Here is a 15,386-nt window from a genome sequence, read left to right on the forward strand (position 1 = left end):
CACGAAGGAGAGTTCGATGTTGCGCGCCACGGAAGTAGACCCCGTCCTCCGCACAGTGACGCGCGGAAAGCTCGAGGCAACCGACTATGACAATTTCAAACCGTTATTCGAGCACATCGCTACGCAAAAGACGGGACGGGTTCCGATGCTCATCGAACTCGCACCGGACTTTTCCGGTAGGGATTTCGGCGATTTGTGGCGCGACATAAAGTTTGACGCGAGACGCACGGAGCAATTTGGCCGCATCGCGATCTTAGGCGAGAAGAAGTGGGAGGAGTGGGGCACAAAGCTGTCTGACCCGCTCTTTCCGTCTGCCGACATGCGCTTCTTTGTCCTTGATCAGCTCAGCGAAGCCGAGTCCTGGGTGCGCGGTGAGCGAAATGCCAAATCATGAGCGAGGCCAACCTTGATCTCGGCTCGGCCGACAAACGCCGGACATTGTGGATCGTCCTCTGGCTCAATGTAGCGATCGCCGCCGGCTTCTTCGCCGCCGGCTATTTCGCTGACTCCAGTGCGCTCCTAGCCAATGGCCTAGACAACTCGTCGGACGCGATCGTCTATGCCCTTGGTCTGCTGGCGCTCACACGGTCGCGCAAGTGGAAGCGCGGGGCTGCCCGCTTTTCAGGGATTATGCTGCTGGTCTTCGCCGTTGGAGTGATCCTTGATGCGGTGCGGCGGTTTGTTGAGGGATCCGATCCGGTCGGCGGCCTCATGATGGCGATGGCGGTGATCGCCGGTGCGGTGAATCTCTGGTGTCTCTACTTGCTCAAGCGCCTGCAGAATAAGGACGTTAACCTGCGCGCGGCGACGACGTTCAGCTTAAACGATTTTATGTCCAACGGCGGGATCATTCTCGCTGGTCTGGTGGTGATGCTGACCGGCGCCAACTGGCCCGATCTGGTTGTCGGCATCGCGGTCGCGGGCATCGCCATTTATGGCGGCATCGATATCCTACGCGACGCCCATGAAGATGTGCACGAGGAGCGGGGAGACAGGCATTGAGCGCAGGCCACAATCACGGAACCGGGGAGATGAGCGACCGCCGTCTGGTCGCGGCGGTCTTCCTAAACGTAGCGCTTACCTTCGCGCAGATCATCGGCGGAGTCGTCTCCGGCTCGCTCGCTCTCATTGCGGATGCGCTTCATAATTTCAGCGACGCCGCCTCACTCGGGATTGCGCTGTTCGCCCGTAAGGTCGGGCGACGGTCCGCCGACAAGTTAATGACCTTCGGCTATGCACGCGCGGAGCTGGTCGCGGCGCTGATTAATCTCACCACCTTGCTTCTCATCGGCTTCTATCTTCTGATTGAAGCGATCAACCGGTTCGCCGACCCGCAGCCTATCGAAGGATGGACGGTGATCGGGGTGGCGGGAGTTGCTCTTATCATCGACATTGTCACGGCTGTCATGGTTTACGCCGGAACCAAGGACAGCCTCAATATGAAGGCCGCGTTTTTACACAACGTCTCCGACGCGCTTGCGTCGGTCGGTGTGATCATCGCCGGCGTTCTCATCCTGCTCTACGATTTGTACATTGCTGACCTGATGATTACGATCATCATTGCGGCCTACGTGATCTATCAAGGCATTTTTCTGATGCCGAAGACAGTGCGGCTCCTGATGGGTGCTGTGCCTGACGAAGTTGAATTCGATCGTATCGTTTGGAAATTGCGATCTTCCAGCGGCGTTAAAGCAGTCCATCACGTCCATGTGTGGAGTCTCAGCGAACACCAGAGTGCATTGGAAGCGCATCTTGTGCCGAGCGAGCAGTCACTCGAAAAATTCGAACAGATCAAGGCCTCGGTGCGCGAGATGCTGAAACGAGAGTTCGCGATCGAGCATGCGACATTGGAGGCGTGTTTGGAATACGCGTGCGACAATGATCTTCTTCCTCCTCACGGCGTCGAGCCGTCAGAGAGTCATCGACATGACGACGAACACTGAAAACGATCAGATTTCACCTGCAACGTGAGGCCTGTATGGCTGCCTTCGGCATTCCGCCCGTTAGCAGAACTAAAGGAGCCATGCGGTCCCAAACTCTGCAAACGGTTGTCGAAGCGGGCGAACCCGATGGGCCGGATCGGTCGAGCTTATGCATTCGGCAGCATAGACCGGGCGGGCCGAAATCCGTGCCGAGTTGGAAGGTCGAGCACGTGAGCGCATCGCTTCGCGCTGTTTCATCACCTTTAATGGGATTGGGACCGCTCTGCCTTGGCCGCCACCGTATATCATCGGGCGCGTTCGGCAGCGCTGATTGGCTGGTCTCGTCGGCCGCATGGCCGCATCGACCAGCGCGCGTCCTCAAGCGCGTTTCTCAACTTCTGGGGCCGTCGGACACCATGATCATATGCGTGAGCACCGCGCAGGCTCAACCAACGGTCAGCGGACCCGACAAATCATCGGTTTTCGCCGATGGGTGTTGACCCCGCCCTATTGATCGGTAAAAGACGATGAATGGAATCGGATGAAGCCTTGGCCGCGTTGGCGGCACTGTCGCACCCTACGCGGCTCGACACCTTCCGGCATCTCGTCAAAGCGGAACCGGAGGGCCTCTCTACGGGACAGCTCGTCGCTGCTTCCGCGTTGAGCCAGAGCACGCTGTCGACTCATCTGGCTGTTCTCGTCGCGGCCGAACTGGTCGTCGCGGAAAAGCGCGGGCGGCAGATGATCCAACGGGCCAATATCGACCGGCTGCGGGCGCTGATGCTCTTCCTCGCCAAGGATTGCTGCCAGGGACGCGCCGAGCTGTGCGAGCCGCTCGCGGCCGAACTTGCCTGCTGCTGAAGGAGACGCGGCGTGAATTCGATAGACGTGATCATCTACCACAATCCCGACTGCGGCACCTCGCGCAACACACTGGCGATGATCCGCAACGCCGGCATCGAACCACATGTCGTCGAGTATCTCAAAACGCCGCCGTCGCGCCCCATGCTCGTTCAACTGCTCGAGCGCGGCGGCCTGACGCCCCGCGTCCTGCTTCGCGAGAAGGGAACGCCCTACGCCGATCTGGGGCTTGGCGACGAGAGCCTTTCCGATGAAGCGCTGATCGACGCGATGATGGATCATCCGGTGTTGATCAACCGGCCGCTGGTGGTGACGCCGCTCGGCGTGCGACTGTGCCGCCCGTCCGAAGCCGTGCTCGACATTCTCCCTGCAGCGCAACGTGGCGCATTCGCGAAGGAGGACGGTGAGCAGGTCGTCGATGCCGCCGGGTACCGGGTTTCGTAGGATGGCGAGCAGCGCCCCCGCGCTCGAGGCATCGCGCCCCGGCATCGGCTTCTTCGAACGCTGGCTCACGCTCTGGGTGGCCCTTTGCATCGTAGCTGGGATCGCGCTCGGCGCCTGGCTTCCGGGCATGTTCGCCACGATCGCCGCGGCGGAGGTCGCGCGCGTCAATCTGGTGGTAGCGGTCCTGATCTGGCTGATGATCATCCCGATGCTGCTGAAGATCGACTTCGGCGCTCTCGGGAGCGTCCGCCAGCACTGGAAGGGCGTGGGCGTGACGCTGTTCATCAATTGGGCGGTGAAGCCCTTTTCGATGGCGCTGCTCGGCACGGTCTTCCTCGGCTGGCTCTTCGCGCCGCTGCTGCCCGAGGCGCCGTCTGGCTATATCGCGGGCCTGATCCTGCTGGCCGCGGCGCCCTGCACGGCGATGGTGTTCGTGTGGTCGAACCTGTGCGACGGCGAGCCGAACTACACGCTGTCGCAAGTCGCGCTGAACGACGTGGTGATGATCTTCGCCTTCGCGCCGCTCGTTGGTCTCCTGCTCGGCGTCGCCTCGATCACGGTTCCGTGGGAAACGCTGCTGATCTCGGTCGTGCTTTACATCGTGGTTCCGGTGATCGTCGCGCAACTGATCCGGCGCGCGGTGCTTGCGCAGGGCGGCCAGCCGGCGCTCGACCGTGTGCTGACCCGGCTCGGACCGATCTCGCTCGCATCGTTGCTGACGACGCTGGTGCTGCTGTTCGGATTTCAGGGCGAGCAGATTCTGGCGCGGCCGCTCGTCATCGCGCTCATCGCCGTGCCGATCCTGATCCAGGTCTATTTCAACGCGGGCCTCGCCTATTGGCTGAGCCGCCGCTTCGGCGTCGCCTGGTGCGTCGCCGCGCCTGCGGCGCTGATCGGCGCCTCCAACTTCTTCGAACTCGCCGTCGCCGCCGCCATTTCGCTGTTCGGCCTCGACAGTGCGGCTGCGCTGGCGACGGTCGTCGGCGTGCTGGTGGAGGTGCCGGTCATGCTCTCTGTGGTCGCGATCGTGAAGCGCTCGCGCGGCTGGTACGAGCGGGGAGCCGGCGCATGAGCCGCCTGCGCCCGCTCGCCGAGCCGAACTTTCTTCCGGCGCTGGATCCGTCCTTCGCTCACCGCCGTCCCGCGTCGGGCATCGGTGACGATCAGCCGCCGCCGCGCATCCTCCTGCTGTACGGCTCGTTGCGCGAGCGGTCCTACTCACGCCTCGCGGTCGAGGAAGCGGCCCGCCTTCTTCGCTTCTTCGGCGCCGAAACGCGCATCTTCGATCCGTCGGATCTCCCGCTCCCGGACCAGATCGAGGGTGACGACCATCCGGCCGTTACCGAACTTCGCGAACATTCAATGTGGTCGGAAGGTCAGGTCTGGTGCAGCCCCGAGCGTCACGGCCAGATCAGCGGCATCATGAAGACGCAGATCGATCACCTGCCGCTCAACATGGGCGGCATGCGCCCGACACAGGGGCGAACGCTGGCCGTGATGCAGGTTTCAGGCGGCTCGCAATCGTTCAACGCGGTGAACACGCTGCGCCTGCTTGGGCGCTGGATGCGGATGTTCACCATCCCCAACCAATCCTCGGTTGCCAAGGCTTTCCAGGAGTTCGACGAGACGGGACGCATGAAGCCGTCGAGCTATTACGACCGGATCGCCGACGTGATGGAGGAGCTGGTGCGGTTCACCGTGCTGATGCGGCCTCACGCGGACCAGCTCGTGGACCGCTATTCGGAGCGCAAGCAAGCGGGACGTGCCGTGGATGCAGGGGCCGACCTGTCCAGCATCGCGATCAGCGGCCGGTGACTTCGCTTCGATATTCGCACTTCATTTCGGCGCGGCCAAACTACGAAAGGTGATCGACCAGCGCGTCGCTGGCAGGGCGGCGATGCTGTGTTCCCATGAATGCCGTGCTTCACCGCTCAGATGATAGATTGAGCGCGGCGCGAGGGTAGCCGATGTGCGTTGGAATCCCGCCGTGATACGGCGGCGGAAGCGCACCGCGGCCGGTGTGCCAAGCGAAATGCCGACCACATGCTCGAACACCGGGCGGTCGCGATGCCAGCCGATCCCGACCCCGGCATCGTAGCGGATAAGCAGGGCCTGGACGAGTTCGGCGGCGTTCAGGTCGGCGAACCGCGCCGCCCGCGCCTTCAGCGGCTCCAGCCATTCAGGAATCGGCTCGGCCGGGGCGAACCGGCCGGTCTCGAAATCGTAGCGCCAGCCATATGAGTTGGTCAGCCGCTTGCCGGTCCATTGCTGAAAGCGAAACGGGCTGAGCTGCGCTCCGTCTATCCGAGCGACAAGCTCGCGCTCCTCGGCTTCGGAGATCAGCGCATTACGATATGCCAGCCCCGGCAGGACGGGCGTGCCGAACAGATCGGCCTGGGTTTCGCCGCCAGCAACGCGGACGTGCATGTTCATGTCCGAACGCGCCTTCAGAAGGCCAGCATCGGTTGACGCGCGTCGGCGCCGATCTCTTCAACGCAAAAGGTCCGGGCAGGCGGTGTCTCCAGTAGATCGGTCTCCGGGACCGCCGTGTCGAGCCAGTGCATCACCTGCCGCCGATGGATGATCGCGCCGTGCCGCTCCTGATAGCGTGCGACCTCGGGATTCGCCGCGACGGTGACGATCCGGTAGCAGTGCGGCCATTCGCCCATCGCGGACTCCCATATGGCGGCCAGGTAGAAGAAGTTGCCGCCCTCGAGCGTCACGCGATAGCGCTTATCGCCCACGGTCATCAGGAACTCGGAAGCCGGAACCAGGCAGCGGTGGCTCGGAAAAGACCTTCCTTCCGAGCGGATAAAGCGAAACGATGCGCCGTCGCCGAATCGCGGATTGGAACCCCAGGCCGCCTCGACCATCTCAATCTCTTGAGCGTCGTCCGGATTGCGCCGGATGATGGCGCGGCGGGCCCCAAGCGGCGTATCGGAATCGAAAGGCGTTGGCGTCGAGTCCATGACCGGAACATAATGGGAACGAGAGTGAGTCGCAAGGAGGCGTTGAAGCGTGTGCAATGACTATCGTCTGGAAGTCGATATCGCCTCGATCGTCCAGGACTTCGACGATCTCAAGATCAAGATAACGACGCCCGAGGGCCGGCCGAACGTGCCGGCTCGCGAGGATATCAAGATCAGCGACAGCGCACCGATCGTGCGGAGCGTCGAGGGTGAACGCGGCCTCGGCGAGCTGGTCAACCGGCGCTGGAGCTGGCCCGGTCCGGGTGGAAAGCCAGTGTACAACTTCCGGTCCGAAGGCCGCGAATTCACCTCGGGCCGCTGCCTGATCCTCGCCGACGGCTTCTATGAGTTCACCAGGCCCGAAGAGCCCGGGCAGAAGCGCAAGACCAAATGGCTGTTCACGATGCGCGATCATCCCTGGTTCTGCATCGCAGGTATCTGGCGGGACAGCCCGGCAGGCGAAGCGTTCACCATGCTGACGATGGACGCGGGCGAGGACGTCGCGCCGTACCATCACCGCCAGATCATCCCGCTCGCCCGCGACCGATGGGCCGACTGGCTCGATCCGGGCGTGCCGGCGCAAGAGGTGCTCAAATATCTGCCGAGGGGCAGCCTCCCTGCTACCCCCGTGTTTCCACCGTCGCCCGTTCAGGCGGCGATGCTTTGACGATGGCCGATCCGCATTCGCTCGAACGCTTCGTCGAGGCGCAATCCTCGATCTATGCTACTGTGCTTGGCGAAATCCGCCGCGGCGCGAAGCGATCGCACTGGATGTGGTTCATCTTTCCGCAGCTTGCCGGACTGGGGCAGAGCCCAACGTCGCAATTCTACGCGATCCGCTCGTCCGAGGAGGCGCGGGGCTATCTCGATCATCGGCTGCTCGGGCAACGCTACCGCGAATGCGTCGACGCGCTGCAAGATCTTCGCACGAGCGATGCTGTGGCTGTGTTCGGCTCGATCGACGCAATGAAGCTGCGATCTTCGCTCACTCTGTTCGATACGGTTCGGCCGAGTCCACTGCTGACAGCCGCACTTGAGCGATGGTTCGGCGGCGAGCGCGACCCCACAACGCTGCGGCTCCTCGAGCGGTAGCCGGTGAGGCGACTGGCCGGGGGAAAAGCCGCGCGGATTCCTAACGCTTGACGAATCCTGAGACTCGTCGGAACATAATAGGAACACACGAGTCGATGTTCTCTGATGCCTGCCCTGTCTTCAATCGAGCGGCCCGACGCCGACCAGCTCGCCGCGCTGCGAGCCGAGCTTTCGCGCGTCCAGTCGGTCCGCGGGCCGGTGGGGGCGTTCGGCCTCGGCGCGCTCGACGACAGGCTGGCGGATCATGGCCTTGATGGCGCCGCGCTGCATGAGATCGCCGCAGGCTCCGCCACGCTGAGCGATGACGCCGCAGCGACGTTGTTCGCGGCGGGCATCGCCGCGCGGTTCGCAAACCGGCCGGGATCCACAGTGCTCTGGGCGCTTTCCCGCTTTGATCTCTATGCGCCTGGTCTCGAACAGGTCGGTCTCGGTCCGGATCGCATCCTCTATGCCCAGGGCCGAAAAGACAGCGAAGTGCTCACGCTAGCCGAGGACGGTCTCCGGGACGGCTCGCTTGCTTGCGTTGTTGCCGAGGTGAAGACGGCCGACCAGACCGTTACCCGCCGGCTCCAGCTCGCGGCATCGGATGGGCGCACGCCGATGCTGCTCTATCGGCGGCATCGGTCGCGCGACCGATGCCCGTTCTCTGATCCATCTTCCGCCAAAACACGCTGGCGGATCCGCTGCCTGTCCTCTGCGCCGTTGCCCTTTCTGGGGGTGGGTCGGGCGCGATGGTCGGTCGAACTGGTCCGTCAGCGCGGCGGCAATCCCTTCTCCCTCGAACTTGAAGCCTGCGATGATACGGGTTGCCTCAATCTTCCTGCCGCAATTGCCAATCGAGCGGTTGCGCCGGTTGGAGCGGCCAGTCGGGCCGCCTGAGCCGGACGCGCTTTCGCTCGTTCCGCACTTTGCGCTGCCGGTGGACGATGATCCGGACGCCTGTTCTGTGCCGAGGGGCGGCGGCTGGCGACCTGGGGCGCGCTGGGCGCGTGACGGCGCTGCGGGTCCCAGGCCGAGCCAGGACGAGATCGATGCGATGCCGGCGCATCAGCGGCCATCGATGCGGATGCTGGGGCGCCGCAGCGAGCCTGCCGCTCACCCGTTCAACGCGATGCGGCCGGATGAGGGTGCTCCGGGCGTTTCGGCATCGCGGCAGCCGATAGCCTGGCGGTGGAATCGGCCGATGATCCTGATCGAGCGCGTCGGGCAGCGCGACGTCGTCAGCGCCGCATGCCCCGTCGCATTGGAGCTGGGCTTGCGGCCGGGCATGGCCGCGGCGCACGCACGTGCGCTGGTAACCGATCTCGAAGTTCGTGATGCCGAGGCGGAGGAGGACCGCGCTTTTCTCGACCGGCTTGCGGTGCATGCGGTCGGCCATTGGACGCCGACCGCCAGCGCAGCGGCGCCGGACGGCATCTGGCTCGATCTCACCGGCACCACTCACCTGTTCGGCGGCGAGAACAGGTTCTGCCGACGGGTACTGGCGTTCCTCAAGCGGCTCGGCTTCACCGCGAGTATCGCAATCGCGGGGACGCCGGGCGCCGCGCACGCGTTCGCGCGCTATGGCGGAGCAGCGGTCACGGTCCTGCCGCCGGGCGCCGAAGCCGAGGCGATCGCCAACCTGCCGATCGCGGCGCTCAGGCTGAGCGCCGAAGCATTGGCTGCGGCAAACCGGTTCGGGCTCGAGCGGATCGGCGATCTTTATCTGATGCCGCGCGGCCCGCTCGCGCGGAGGCTGGGGCTTGCCACCGTCGAACGTATCGATCAGGCACGCGGTCTCATTGCCGAACCGATCGTGCCCGTGGTCCCGGTCGAGCTGCCGCGCGCCGAACGCCGGCTGCTCGAACCGATCGCTACGGCGGACGCCATTACGCAGGTGATCGGCGACCTGGTCGATGATCTCGTCGAGCTGCTGTGTACGCACGGGCTGGGCCTGCGCGGCGCTCGGCTGACCGCCTCGCGCGTTGATGGCGGCGAGCAGCACATCGGCCTCGGCACCGCCAAGGCGACGCGTGACGCGCCGCATCTCAAGCGGATGTTCGCGATGCGCGTCGAGCGGATCGATCCCGGCCTCGGCATCGAAGCGATGACGCTTGCTGCGTTACGGGTCGAAGATCTTGCCCCCGCGTCGCTGGGCGCCGCGCTCGCCAGCGACGATCGCCCGCCCGATATCGCGCTTTTGGTCGATCAGCTCGCCGGACGCGTTGGCGAGGACGCACTGTTTCGGGTGACAAGCCAGGAAAGCGACGTGCCCGAACGCGCGGTGCGCCGTACCGATGCGCTGGCGAGCCCCATCGGGTGGCCGGGATGGAAACGCCCGGTCCGATTGCTCCGCCGGCCCGAACCTTTGTCGAATGTCGTGGCGCTGCTCCCCGATCATCCACCGCGACGGTTCGTGTGGCGCGGGCAACATTATCGCGTGGTGGCGGGCGACGGCCCCGAGCGCATCCATGGCGAGTGGTGGCGCTCGGCTCGCGAGCTATGGGCGGTGCGGGATTATTTCCGCGTCGAAGCCGAAGGCGGCGAGCGCTTCTGGCTCTTCCGCCGCGGTGACGGCGTCGACGCGTCGACCGGCGATCGCAGCTGGTACATGCATGGGATGTTCGGCTGATGACCTATTTCGAACTCCAGGTGACGAGCCACTTCTCGTTCCTGCGCGGCGCGTCTTCGCCGGAAGAGCTGTTCGCAGCGGCCGCGGTCCAAGGCCATCACGCACTGGGCCTTGCGGATTGGGGCAGCGTCGCCGGTGTCGTGCGGGGCTGGGATGGCCAGAAGACGACTGGCGTGCGCATGATCCCGGGCGCTCGGGTCGATCTGACCGATGGCCGCGCGCTGCTGCTTTATCCGACCGACCGGCGGGGGTGGTCGCGGCTCACGCGGCTCTTGTCGATCGGCAAGGCGCGAGGCGGAAAAGGGCACTGCATTCTCGACTGGCAAGATGTCTTTGCTCATGCCGACGGACTGGTCGCGATCCTGGTGCCGGATTTGCCCGATGCGGCGACCGAGCGGCAGTTCGCCGAGCTGCGCGATGCGTTCGGGGCGCGCGGCTTTGTCGCGCTGTCGCTTCGCCGCCGTCCTGGCGACGCCGAGCGGCTTTATCGACTCGATGCCCTGGCGCGCCCCGCCGGTATCCGCAGCGTCGCGACAGGCGACATACTCTACCACACCCCCGAGCGCCGACCGCTCCAGGACGTGATGAGCGCGATCCGCGAAAAGACCAGCATCGATGCGCTGGGGTTCAGGCGCGAGCGGTTCATGGACCGCAACCTCAAATCGCCGGCGGAAATGGAACGCCGCTTTGCCGCCTTTCCCGACGCGATCCAGGCGAGCGCCGATATCGCTGATCAATGCCGGTTCGATCTCGGCGAGATCCAGTATCAATACCCTTATGAGGAGGTGATGGCGGGGCGCACCGCCCAGGAGTCACTCGCCGCGCTCACCGAGGAAGCCGCCGCGCGCATGTTTCCGGAGGGGCTTCCGCCCCCATATCGCGATCAGATCGATCACGAGCTGAGGCTGATCGGCCAACTCGGCTACGCGCCTTATTTCCTCACGGTCAATGCGATCGTGGCCGAAAGCCGGCGGCGCGGGATCTTGTGCCAGGGGCGCGGCTCGGCCGCCAACAGCTGCGTCTGCTATCTGCTCGGCATCACCTCGATCGATCCGATCCAGCACGAGCTCTTGTTCGAGCGGTTCGTCTCCGGGGAACGCAAGGAGCCGCCCGACATCGACGTCGATTTCGAGCATGAGCGGCGCGAAGAGATCATCCAGTGGATCTACGAGACCTATGGCCGGCATCGCTCCGCGCTGACCGCGGTCGTGACCCGCTACCGCACCCGCGGCGCCGTTGCCGAGGTGGGCAAGGCGCTCGGCCTGCCGCGCGATCTCACCAAGATGCTCACTGGTCTTGTCTGGGGCTGGTCGATGGAAGGTATCGCCCATGAGCAGATTGCGAGCCTCAACCTCAATGCCGAGGATCATCGGCTCAAGCTGACGCTCGAGCTCGCGCGCCAGCTCATCGGCACGCCCCGGCATTTGTCGCAGCACCCGGGCGGCTTTGTCCTCACCCAAGACCGGCTCGACGATCTCGTCCCGATCGAGCCGGCGCGGATGGAGGATCGTCAAATAATCGAGTGGGACAAGGACGATATCGACGCGCTCAAATTCATGAAGGTCGATGTGCTGGGTCTCGGCATGCTCGGCTGCATGAACCGCGCGTTCAACATCCTCGCGGAGAAGAAGGCCATCAAGGTCACCATGGCCGACCTGCAGGACGATGATCCCGGCGTCTTCGCGATGATCCAGAAAGCCGACACGCTCGGCGTCTTCCAGATCGAAAGCCGCGCGCAGATGTCGATGCTGCCGCGGATCAAGCCGAACCGGTTCTATGATCTCGTCATCGAAGTGGCGATCGTCCGCCCCGGGCCGATTCAAGGCGACATGGTCCATCCCTATCTTCGACGGCGGGAGGGCAAGGAGAAGCCCGAATATCCCAAGCCTGAACTGCGCGCGGTGCTCGAAAAGACATTGGGCGTGCCGCTGTTCCAGGAACAGGCGATGAAGGTGGCGATCGTTGGCGCGGGTTTCACGCCCGCCGAGGCCGACCAGCTGCGCCGTGCGATGGCGACCTTCAAGCTGACCGGCGGCGTCAGCCACTTTTACGACAAGCTGGTGAACGGCATGGTCGCGCGCGGCTATCCTCGCGATTTCGCGGAGCGCACCTTCAAGCAGATCGAGGGGTTCGGCTCCTACGGTTTTCCCGAAAGCCACGCCGCTTCCTTCGCCAAGATCGCCTACGCCTCCTCCTGGATGAAGCACCATCACCCGGATGTGTTCTGCGCGGCATTGCTCAACGCCCAACCGATGGGTTTCTATGCGCCCGCGCAGATCGTTCGCGACGCGCGTCAGCACGGCGTCGAAGTGCGCCCGGTCTCGATCAACGACAGCCATTGGGACTGCACGCTCGAGCCCTCCCCTGGGCGGTATATGGCGGTGCGGCTCGGGTTCCGGCAGGTGAGGGGGCTCGCCAATGTGCACGGCGCGGCGATCGCCGCGGCGCGGGGACCGGCGGCTTATGCCAGCGTCGAGGAAGTATGGCGCCGCGCGGGCGTGCCGCGCAGCGCGATCGAGCGGCTCGCCGAGGCCGACGCATTCCACGTCATCGCCGAGAACCGGCGCCAGGGACTATGGAAGGTCAAGGGTCTGGGTGAAGCGCCATTGCCGCTGTTCGCGGCAGCCGATGCGCGCGAAGCGGCGTTCAGCCCGGAAGGGCAAGAGCCCGACGTAACGTTGCGGCCGATGACCGATGGCCGCGAGGTGGTCGAGGATTACCGCTCGACCCAGCTTTCGCTGCGCGGACATCCGGTTGTCTTTTTGCGGGATCGGCTCGATGCGATGAATATCGTGCGCTGCGGTGATCTCTCAGCCATTCGGGACGGCCGCAACATCGAGGTGGCGGGTGTCATTCTGGTGCGGCAGCGCCCCGGCTCGGCGAAGGGCGTGCTGTTCGTGACGATCGAGGACGAGACCGGCATCGCCAACGGCATCCTCTGGCCCGATCGGTTCGAAATCTACCGCCGCCAAGTAATGTCGTCGTCGATGATCGCGATGCGGGGACGCCTTCAGAAGGAAGGCGAGGTCATTCACATCATCTGCGACCGGATCGCGAATCTCGACGACATGCTGCGTTCGATCGGCAGCATCGATTTCGCACCGGCGAAGGGCCGTGCTGACGGCGCAAAGCATGGCGGCGGACCGGATTCGCGGGAGCCCGGGCGGAGGCGGAACTATCAGCTCGCGCACCCTGCGCTTCACGGCGCGGTTGAGGAAGTGCTGCCGATCCGAAGTCACGACTTCCGCTGAACGCCGAAGCCGCGATTCCCGCCGTCAATGCGACATATTGCTCATATCATGGCCAGCATGGGGGTCAGCGGCGGATTCCTTCGAAGCCTCCGGCGCCTTTGATACGGCTTTCGGCTGCGTTGCGGGCTGCGGAACCTCTGCAGGCGCGGGCGCAGGTCGCGCATCCGGGGAAGATGCAGCGGCCGGTGCCTCTTCGCCGCGCAGCAGCCGTTCCAGATCCTCGGCTTCCTGAAGCTGCTTCTGCCGCGTCATCCTTGCCTTCTCCAGCACTTCCGGATCACCTCCGAGCGCCAGAAGCACATCGGACATCGCCGCACCTCCGCGATGGTGGACGATCATCTTTCGCACCCAGGTCTCTGCCGGCGTGGCGCCGCTGACCGCCATCATCTGCTGGTGCATAGCGCCGACCGCTTGCGCGAACGGGCTTTCCGCCTCGCCGCCCGAACCTCCGACTCCAGCGGGGAGCAGGGCTTCGAGTTCCGAAATCTCCCGGCGCTGCATGTCGGCCGTCATCCGTGCCTTTTCCAGTATCCGAGGATCGCCGCCGCCTTGAGCGAGAAGAAGGTCGGACATCGCAATCGCTCCGCGATGATGTTCGATCATTTTGCGAGTCCAGGTCTCGGACGGATTCGCACCGTACGCGGCCTCGATCCGCTCCATCATTTGCATCTCGGCCTTCGCATACGGGTTCGACGGGTCGGCCATCATCGCGTCGGCGCCCGGTTGCTGCTGATTTTCAGCCGTTTCGGCGTCCTGCGAACAGCCTGCGACAAGAACCAGTGCCGCCGTGGCGGCGAGTGTGCTTCGGAAGAGCTGCATGGTGAGTTCCTTGGCTAGGTGGGCTTCAAACCGTAATGGATGAGGATCGATCCCTTGGACGAACAGCTTTCGCGTCAGCTCGAAGGGCTTTGTCTTGCGTGCCGAATGGCGAGCAGCTTCTGCCGCGCGCGATAAAGCCGCGTTTCAACGGCCTTCTCGCTGATCCGCAGAACCATGGCCGTCTCGCTTTGCGACAGACCTTCGATCGTTCGCAGGATGAGCGGCTCCTTGAGATTGCGCGGGAGGGCGGCGATTGCGTTGGAAAGCCTCTCCAGTTCCTGACGATCGCCAGCGGCGTCCGCGGGGGAAGGAGCCGGATCGGCGATCTCGGCCGCACGCGATTCCGGGCTGGCCGCGAAGAACAGGCGCCGCACGGCGCGTCGGCGGGCCCAGTCCCGGCACTTGTTGATGGCGATGCGGGAAAGCCAAGCCCGGAACGGACGCGCCTGATCGTAGCGGTCGAGCGCCTTGAAAGCGGAGATGAAGCAGTCCTGAAGCAAGTCGACGGCTTCCTCCGGATCCCCGATATGACCTCGAATCAGGCGATAGGTCGGCTCCCTGTGCCGGCGCATCAGTTCGGCGAATGCGTCGTTGCGGCCGGCGATTGTCAGCGCGGCCAGCTCGCCGTCGGAGCACTCCGTGGGGACGCACCTCATTCCGCATCGGCGGTCAGCGCCTTGACCACGGCGCGGTCAAACTTTTCGGCCTGATCGGGCCGGAGGACCGCGCGCATCGCGAAGATGTGCGAAAGCGTCTCCTTCTGCAGCTCGCCCATCGCCTGGTGCGATCTGTCGATCTCGGCCGTTACCCGGGGCCCATAGCCGTGCTCGGCCTCGATAGCGGCCGCAAGCCGGGCATTATCCGCGCGAAGCTCGAGTTCGAGCGCACGCTTCCTGATGGCAAACTGCTTTTCCAGTCCTTCAATCCGGGCGAGTTGCCCCGCGTCGAGATCGAGTTCGTCGTGAAGAAACTCGTGCAATGCGCTGGGCTGTTCGGGCCGCTGGTTCGAAATGCCGCGGCCGATCAGAACGCCCGCGAGGGCGGCCAGAAAAACCACCGCGGCCAAGAGCCAGGTTCGCCGGGCGCCGACGTTCACGAATGCCCGATCAGCAAAGTGGAGGGAGCGAACCTGGCTGCGTCGCTCAGCGGAACCGGAAAGCTCTCGGCATCGCCGGACCGGTTCGGGATAAGCCCGCCGACAATTCCCAGGGCTACCGCAAGCGCCACCGCACAGATGCGGAGCGGCGTGCCGACATGCGGCTGTCCGAAACCGTGACCCTCGACCCGCTCGAAAACCGCCGCCTCAAGCCGATCCAGGTCCGTTGGCGGCGGCGCCTTTGCCAATCGCTGCAATGCTGAATCGATGTCGTTCATGGCCGTTAATCCCCGTCTCTCAATAGCATTACGCAGCTCAGCC

18 protein-coding genes are annotated in these 15,386 nt (G+C 64.4%); 12 read left to right on the forward strand and 6 right to left on the reverse strand.

Annotation, left to right across the window (positions count from 1 at the left end; genetic code table 11):
- Window positions 1-16: 16 nt before the first annotated feature.
- The 7 genes from H7V21_RS11400 (at window position 17) to arsH (ending at window position 5,042) form a co-directional block, all read left to right on the forward strand.
- Window positions 17-394 carry an STAS/SEC14 domain-containing protein gene (locus H7V21_RS11400; protein ID WP_188053872.1) on the forward strand — a complete coding sequence of 126 codons (378 nt, stop codon included), beginning with the start codon at window positions 17-19 and terminating at the stop codon, window positions 392-394.
- Window positions 391-1,002, forward strand: a complete 612-nt coding sequence (locus H7V21_RS11405) for a cation diffusion facilitator family transporter (RefSeq protein WP_188053873.1) — start codon at window positions 391-393, stop codon at window positions 1,000-1,002. The genes H7V21_RS11400 and H7V21_RS11405 overlap by 4 nt, the downstream gene beginning before the upstream one ends.
- A gap of 29 nt (window positions 1,003-1,031) precedes the next feature.
- Entirely contained in the window at window positions 1,032-1,943 is a 912-nt protein-coding gene (locus tag H7V21_RS11410; protein WP_262503843.1) for a cation diffusion facilitator family transporter, read from the forward strand.
- A gap of 510 nt (window positions 1,944-2,453) precedes the next feature.
- Window positions 2,454-2,783, forward strand: coding sequence for an ArsR/SmtB family transcription factor (locus H7V21_RS11415; RefSeq protein WP_188053875.1), 330 nt, complete (start codon window positions 2,454-2,456; stop codon window positions 2,781-2,783).
- A 78-nt stretch (window positions 2,784-2,861) separates the two neighbouring features.
- Window positions 2,862-3,227, forward strand: coding sequence for an ArsC/Spx/MgsR family protein (locus H7V21_RS11420; RefSeq protein ID WP_262504095.1), 366 nt, complete (start codon window positions 2,862-2,864; stop codon window positions 3,225-3,227).
- A 1-nt stretch (window position 3,228) separates the two neighbouring features.
- Window positions 3,229-4,299, forward strand: coding sequence for an ACR3 family arsenite efflux transporter (gene arsB, locus H7V21_RS11425; RefSeq protein WP_188053876.1), 1,071 nt, complete (start codon window positions 3,229-3,231; stop codon window positions 4,297-4,299).
- Window positions 4,296-5,042, forward strand: coding sequence for an arsenical resistance protein ArsH (gene arsH, locus H7V21_RS11430; protein ID WP_188053877.1), 747 nt, complete (start codon window positions 4,296-4,298; stop codon window positions 5,040-5,042). Before arsB ends, arsH begins: the two co-directional genes overlap by 4 nt.
- Window positions 5,043-5,063: 21 nt before the next feature.
- On the opposite strand, the gene H7V21_RS11435 is transcribed toward arsH, so the two are convergent.
- Together H7V21_RS11435 and H7V21_RS11440 are read right to left on the reverse strand one after the other, a co-directional pair.
- Window positions 5,064-5,660 carry an alpha-ketoglutarate-dependent dioxygenase AlkB gene (locus H7V21_RS11435; RefSeq protein ID WP_316714988.1) on the reverse strand — a complete coding sequence of 199 codons (597 nt, stop codon included), beginning with the start codon at window positions 5,658-5,660 and terminating at the stop codon, window positions 5,064-5,066.
- 14 nt (window positions 5,661-5,674) lie between these two features.
- Entirely contained in the window at window positions 5,675-6,196 is a 522-nt protein-coding gene (locus H7V21_RS11440; protein WP_262503844.1) for an SOS response-associated peptidase family protein, read from the reverse strand.
- Between the two features lie 49 nt (window positions 6,197-6,245).
- Here H7V21_RS11440 and H7V21_RS11445 point away from each other — a divergent pair, with 49 nt between their 5' ends.
- The 5 genes from H7V21_RS11445 to H7V21_RS11465 all read left to right on the forward strand — a co-directional run bounded on the left by H7V21_RS11445 (window position 6,246) and on the right by H7V21_RS11465 (window position 13,150).
- Window positions 6,246-6,863, forward strand: coding sequence for an SOS response-associated peptidase (locus H7V21_RS11445; RefSeq protein ID WP_188053878.1), 618 nt, complete (start codon window positions 6,246-6,248; stop codon window positions 6,861-6,863).
- Between the two features lie 2 nt (window positions 6,864-6,865).
- A complete protein-coding gene (locus H7V21_RS11450; RefSeq protein ID WP_188053879.1) occupies window positions 6,866-7,288 on the forward strand; it encodes a DUF1810 domain-containing protein in 423 nt (140 codons plus the stop codon).
- A gap of 105 nt (window positions 7,289-7,393) precedes the next feature.
- Window positions 7,394-8,167 carry a protein ImuA gene (locus H7V21_RS11455; RefSeq protein ID WP_188053880.1) on the forward strand — a complete coding sequence of 258 codons (774 nt, stop codon included), beginning with the start codon at window positions 7,394-7,396 and terminating at the stop codon, window positions 8,165-8,167.
- Between the two features lie 40 nt (window positions 8,168-8,207).
- A complete protein-coding gene (locus tag H7V21_RS11460) occupies window positions 8,208-9,899 on the forward strand; it encodes a DUF6504 family protein (RefSeq protein WP_316714994.1) in 1,692 nt (563 codons plus the stop codon).
- Entirely contained in the window at window positions 9,896-13,150 is a 3,255-nt protein-coding gene (locus H7V21_RS11465; protein ID WP_188056515.1) for an error-prone DNA polymerase, read from the forward strand. Before H7V21_RS11460 ends, H7V21_RS11465 begins: the two co-directional genes overlap by 4 nt.
- A 24-nt stretch (window positions 13,151-13,174) precedes the next feature.
- Here H7V21_RS11465 and H7V21_RS11470 read toward each other — a convergent pair whose 3' ends face one another.
- From H7V21_RS11470 to H7V21_RS11490, 4 genes are all read right to left on the reverse strand, one after another.
- Window positions 13,175-13,858, reverse strand: a complete 684-nt coding sequence (locus H7V21_RS11470) for a DUF305 domain-containing protein (RefSeq protein WP_262503845.1) — start codon at window positions 13,856-13,858, stop codon at window positions 13,175-13,177.
- 185 nt (window positions 13,859-14,043) lie between these two features.
- A complete protein-coding gene (locus H7V21_RS11480; RefSeq protein ID WP_188053882.1) occupies window positions 14,044-14,625 on the reverse strand; it encodes an RNA polymerase sigma factor in 582 nt (193 codons plus the stop codon).
- Window positions 14,622-15,065: a periplasmic heavy metal sensor gene (locus H7V21_RS11485; RefSeq protein ID WP_188053883.1), complete on the reverse strand. Its 444-nt coding sequence runs from the start codon at window positions 15,063-15,065 to the stop codon at window positions 14,622-14,624. Before H7V21_RS11485 ends, H7V21_RS11480 begins: the two co-directional genes overlap by 4 nt.
- Window positions 15,062-15,343 (reverse strand): hypothetical protein, encoded by a 282-nt coding sequence (locus H7V21_RS11490; RefSeq protein ID WP_188053884.1) that lies wholly within the window; start codon window positions 15,341-15,343, stop codon window positions 15,062-15,064. The genes H7V21_RS11485 and H7V21_RS11490 overlap by 4 nt, the downstream gene beginning before the upstream one ends.
- Window positions 15,344-15,386: the final 43 nt, after the last annotated feature.

The sequence above is a fragment of the Sphingosinithalassobacter sp. CS137 genome (assembly GCF_014334115.1).
Classification (GTDB): Bacteria; Pseudomonadota; Alphaproteobacteria; order Sphingomonadales; family Sphingomonadaceae; genus Sphingomonas.